This window comes from Pseudomonas meliae (assembly GCF_001400515.1).
Classification (GTDB): domain Bacteria; phylum Pseudomonadota; class Gammaproteobacteria; order Pseudomonadales; family Pseudomonadaceae; genus Aquipseudomonas; species Aquipseudomonas amygdali.
Genome location: NZ_LJQT01000322.1, coordinates 1 through 5,371 on the forward strand (window position 1 = coordinate 1; position 5,371 = coordinate 5,371).

Consider the following 5,371-nt stretch of genomic DNA (forward strand, 5'->3'; position numbering starts at 1 on the left):
TGCGGCGCTGGCGGGCCGTCTTCGTCGAGGTTGACGAAGACGATCTTGTCGACAGTCAAAATGCTTTTGCGGGTGATCTTGTTGCGCACCTGGCACTTGAGGGTGATCGAGGTGCGGCCGAATTCTGTGGCGGTGATGCCTAGCTCAATGATGTCGCCCTGACGCGAGGCGCTGACAAAGTTGATTTCCGAGATGTATTTGGTCACCACGCGCTGATTACCCAACTGGACAATCGCGTAGATCGCCGCTTCTTCATCGATCCAGCGCAGCAGGCTACCGCCGAACAACGTGCCGTTGGGGTTGAGATCTTCGGGCTTGACCCACTTGCGGGTGTGGAAATTCATGTTCACTCCTGAGCGTCTGGCCGGTAGAGACGTGCATGATGGCAGAGCCGACGGCCCGCGCCCATGCCTGTGTCATAGCGAATGTGCATCGACTCGATTACAGACAGATGGCAATTGTGTGGCCCTTAAACCGACAGAAAGCCTTGGGAAGAATCGCGAGCGCAGCTATACTGCCCAACGTTTCAAAACGGTCATCCACGCTTGATACCGTTCCCGCCACCTGTCCGAGGGGCGCTGCAGCAGGTTTTCCCTGTCAGGCTCGGATGGGGCGTTGTTTGCCAGGACGATCCTCGACCGGCAAACCTTAAACGCACAACGGCGCCCATTCGCATTTTTATGGAATGGAGACTCTCAATGAGTGCTGTAATCACGCCCGCAGAATTTAATGACTACAAGGTTGCCGACATTTCCCTGGCCGCCTGGGGTCGTCGCGAAACCATCATTGCCGAATCCGAAATGCCTGCCCTGATGGGTCTGCGCCGCAAATACGCCGGTGACCAGCCGCTCAAGGGCGCGAAAATTCTCGGCTGCATCCACATGACCATTCAGACCGCCGTGCTGATCGAAACCCTGGTTGCCCTGGGTGCCGAAGTTCGCTGGTCGTCGTGCAACATTTTCTCCACTCAGGACCAGGCTGCTGCGGCCATTGCCGCTGCCGGCATTCCTGTGTTCGCCTGGAAGGGCGAAACCGAAGAAGAATACGAGTGGTGCATCGAGCAGACCATCCTCAAGGATGGCCAGCCATGGGACGCCAACATGATCCTCGACGACGGCGGCGACCTGACCGAGATCATCCACAAGAAATACCCGGCGATGCTGGACAAGATCCACGGCGTCACCGAAGAAACCACCACGGGTGTTCACCGCCTGCTGGACATGCTGGCCAAGGGTGAGCTGAAAATCCCGGCCATCAACGTCAATGACTCGGTGACCAAGAGCAAGAACGACAACAAGTACGGCTGCCGTCACAGCCTGAACGACGCCATCAAGCGCGGCACCGACCACTTGCTGTCCGGCAAGCAGGCGCTGGTGATCGGCTACGGTGACGTGGGCAAGGGCTCGGCCCAGTCCCTGCGTCAGGAAGGCATGATCGTCAAAGTGACCGAAGTCGACCCGATCTGCGCCATGCAGGCCTGCATGGACGGTTTCGAGCTGGTCTCCCCGTTCATCGACGGCGAAAACGACGGCACTGAAGCAAGCATCGACAAAGCGCTGCTGGGCAAGATCGACCTGATCGTGACCACCACCGGTAACGTCAACGTTTGTGATTCGAACATGCTCAAAGCGCTGAAAAAACGCGCTGTGGTGTGCAACATCGGTCACTTCGACAACGAAATCGACACCGCTTTCATGCGCAAGAACTGGGCATGGGAAGAAGTGAAGCCACAGGTTCACAAGATCCATCGCACCGGCCCAGGCTCGTTCGACGCACAGAACGACGACTACCTGATCCTGCTGGCCGAAGGCCGTCTGGTAAACCTGGGTAACGCCACTGGCCACCCAAGCCGCATCATGGATGGCTCGTTCGCCAACCAGGTTCTGGCGCAGATCTTCCTCTTCGAGCAGAAGTACGCTGACCTGGCACCGGCCAAAAAGACCGAGCGTCTGACCGTTGAAGTGCTGCCGAAGAAACTCGACGAAGAAGTGGCCCTGGAAATGGTCCGCGGCTTCGGCGGCGTTGTGACCAAGCTGACCAAGACTCAGGCCGATTACATCGGCGTGACCGTCGAAGGTCCGTTCAAGCCGCACGCGTATCGCTACTGATTGATCTTCTGTGAAGAGTGCGCGGCGTTCCTGACGCCTCTCACTCTCTCAGTTGGCAATTATCTGTGGGAGCGGACTTGTCCGCGAAGGGGCCTGTGCATTCAATCAAGATGCAGCGTCTGAAATAAAGCCTTCGCGGACAAGTCCGCTCCTACAAAGTATGTGTTCGTTTCTATATCGAGATCGGCCTCCATGAGCCAAGAACGCCGCTTCAGCTTCGAGTTCTTTCCTACAAAGACCGACGCTGGACATGAAAAGCTGCTGACCGTTGCTCGTCAGCTCGCTACGTACAACCCCGATTTTTTCTCCTGCACCTATGGTGCCGGTGGCTCGACCCGCGACCGCACGCTCAATACCGTGCTGCAGCTGGAAAACGAGATCAAAGTCCCTGCTGCGCCGCATTTGTCCTGCGTGGGCGACAGCAAGGACGACCTGCGCAACCTGTTGGCGCAGTACAAGGATGCGGGCATCAAACGCATCGTGGCACTGCGCGGCGACCTGCCTTCCGGCATGGGCATGGCCAGCGGTGAGTTGCGTCACGCCAATGACCTGGTGAGCTTCATTCGCCAGGAAAGCGGCAGCCATTTCCACATCGAAGTCGCCGCCTACCCGGAAATGCATCCGCAGGCGCGCAATTTCGAGGACGACCTCAAGCACTTCGTCAACAAGGCCAACGCCGGTGCCGACAGTGCGATCACGCAATACTTCTTCAACGCCGACAGCTATTTCAACTTCGTCGAGCGGGTCGAGAAGATGGGCGTCAGCATTCCGATCGTGCCGGGCATCATGCCGATCACCAACTACAGCAAGCTGGCGCGTTTCTCGGATGCCTGCGGTGCGGAAATCCCGCGCTGGATCCGCAAACAGCTGGAAGCCTACGGCGATGACGTACAAAGCATCCAGGCGTTTGGCGAAGAAGTCATCACGCAGATGTGCGAACGACTGCTGCAAGGCGGCGCCCCAGGCCTGCATTTCTACACGCTGAACCAGGCAGAACCGAGCCTGGCGGTGTGGAACAACCTGCAACTGCCACGCTGAAAACGGCTGCGGCACCGCGGTCCGACCGGTAATTTCCGGGGGATCGCGGCCTCATACACCGTTGGGCAGCAGGAAAGCGGCGTATTGCGCTCGCTCTGTTATACTCCAGCCTTCCCGCCAGGCTTACGCCCGGACGCCCGGTCTTGCAATCGTCATCCGTTCACGCCAACAGCGCAATTTTCATCAAGCGCAGACGTCACGGAATGCACTGAAGACCCGGCAGGACCGGACGGGATCGCGTTGTCTTTACACGCCATTCGCGCCAGGCAAGACATCCCTTGAGCTTAAGCTCCAACAGAACAGGATTACTCATGTCCTTTGCTTCCCTCGGTCTCTCCGAGGCTTTAGTCCGCGCCATCGAGGCAGCGGGCTATACCCAGCCTACCCCCGTGCAACAGCGGGCCATTCCCGCCGTGTTGCAAGGTCGCGACCTGATGGTTGCGGCACAGACCGGTACTGGTAAAACCGGCGGTTTCGCCCTCCCAATTCTGGAGCGGCTGTTTCCCAATGGTGTTCCGGACAAATCCCAGCGTCACGGCCCGCGTCAACCACGCGTTCTGGTCCTGACCCCGACCCGCGAACTGGCCGCACAGGTGCACGAGAGCTTCAAGCTCTATGCCCGCGACCTGAAATTCGTCAGCGCCTGCATCTTCGGCGGCGTCGGCATGAACCCGCAGGTTCAGGCCATGTCCCGTGGTGTGGACGTCCTGGTGGCCTGCCCCGGCCGCCTGCTCGACCTGGCCGGTCAAGGCAGTGTCGACCTGTCCCACGTCGAAATCCTGGTGCTCGATGAAGCAGACCGGATGCTCGACATGGGCTTCGTCCATGACGTGAAAAAGGTCCTCGCGCGGCTGCCGGCCAAGCGCCAGAACCTGCTGTTCTCGGCTACCTTCTCCAATGACATCACGTCTTTGGCCGGCAAGCTGCTGCACAACCCAGAGCGCATCGAAGTCACGCCGCCGAACACCACGGTCGAGCGTATCGAGCAACGGGTTTTCCGCCTTGCCGCCAACCACAAGCGTTCACTGCTGGCGCACCTGATTACCGTCGGTGCCTGGGAACAGGTGCTGGTCTTCACCCGCACCAAGCACGGCGCCAACCGTCTGGCCGAGTACCTGGACAAGCACGGCCTTGCGGCTGTCGCGATCCACGGCAACAAGAGCCAGAACGCCCGTACCAAGGCACTGGCCGACTTCAAGGCAGGTGATGTACGCATCATGGTTGCGACCGATATCGCCGCACGCGGCCTGGATATCGACCAGCTGCCGCATGTCGTCAACTTCGAGCTGCCCAACGTCGACGAAGACTACGTTCACCGTATCGGTCGTACCGGCCGGGCCGGTCGTTCGGGCGAAGCCATTTCCCTGGTTGCGCCGGACGAAGAGAAGCTGCTCAAAAGCATCGAGCGCATGACTAAACAGAAGATCGCCGATGGCGACCTGATGGGCTTCGACATCACCGCAGTCGAGGCTGAAAAACCGGAAGTGCGTGAGCGTCCGGATGTTCGCAACTCCCGTGGTGCACGTCCTGCCGGCGACAAGAACAACGGCGGTCGTCGCGACAAGGGCAAGGACAAAGGCAAGGAAAAACCTGCCGCTGCAGCCGCCACTGGCGAACGCCCTGCAAGGCAGCCACGCGAAAAAAAACCTCGTGAGGGCACGCCTCGCAGCGAACAGCGTGCATCGCAGCCATCCATACCGCGCCCGGCAGCCGATCGTGCGCCGGACGAGTTCCGCGACGACGAAGTAGACAACTTCGGCAATCGTGCTGACTACGTCAGTCCTTATCAGGGCAAAGGCCAGAACCGTGGTCGTCGCCCTGCTGCTGCTGCGCCCGGTGCAGCACCGGCTGCTGGCGGTCGCCCAGCCAATTCGGGTCGACCTGCGGGCGGCGCTCGTAACGGCTCCGGTACTGGCGCGCCAAAGCGCAACGGTTCGGGTTCGTCGGCTCCGCGTTCGCGTGATGGCCAGCCGCGCGGTCGTCGCCCGGCACGTGAAGATCAGCCCTTGCCGCGTGAAGGTCAGGAGCCAGCCGTGCGTGCCCCGCGCGACGGTCAGCCTCAGCCGAAGATCGTGCACAAGGAATCCAAGATCGACCGTTTCCCGTCTGCCGAGCAACTGGACCAGTTGCCAACACGCCCACGCGGTGAAAAACCGGCGCTGCTGACCCGCAATCGCGACAGCTGATAGCCACGCAACACTAAAAACGCCCCGACTCGCTCGGGA

4 protein-coding genes and 1 riboswitch are annotated in these 5,371 nt (G+C 60.0%); of the genes, 3 read left to right on the forward strand and 1 reads right to left on the reverse strand.

All coding sequences use genetic code 11. From position 1 onward, the window contains the following. Window positions 1–344 (reverse strand): acyl-CoA thioesterase (locus ALO64_RS15020; RefSeq protein WP_054991745.1); only part of this gene is annotated, 344 nt, incomplete at its 3' end. A gap of 220 nt (window positions 345–564) precedes the next feature. Then, window positions 565–675, forward strand: a riboswitch (S-adenosyl-L-homocysteine riboswitch). Between the two features lie 23 nt (window positions 676–698). Here ALO64_RS15020 and ahcY point away from each other — a divergent pair. From ahcY to ALO64_RS15035, 3 genes are all read left to right on the forward strand, one after another. Then, the gene (gene ahcY, locus ALO64_RS15025; RefSeq protein ID WP_044344013.1) at window positions 699–2,108 is read left to right on the forward strand and encodes an adenosylhomocysteinase; all 1,410 of its coding nucleotides are present in this window, start codon (window positions 699–701) and stop codon (window positions 2,106–2,108) included. 192 nt (window positions 2,109–2,300) lie between these two features. After that, the gene (gene metF, locus ALO64_RS15030) at window positions 2,301–3,146 is read left to right on the forward strand and encodes a methylenetetrahydrofolate reductase [NAD(P)H] (RefSeq protein ID WP_003346344.1); all 846 of its coding nucleotides are present in this window, start codon (window positions 2,301–2,303) and stop codon (window positions 3,144–3,146) included. Between the two features lie 311 nt (window positions 3,147–3,457). Next, window positions 3,458–5,332 carry a DEAD/DEAH box helicase gene (locus tag ALO64_RS15035; protein WP_054991746.1) on the forward strand — a complete coding sequence of 625 codons (1,875 nt, stop codon included), beginning with the start codon at window positions 3,458–3,460 and terminating at the stop codon, window positions 5,330–5,332. Window positions 5,333–5,371: the final 39 nt, after the last annotated feature.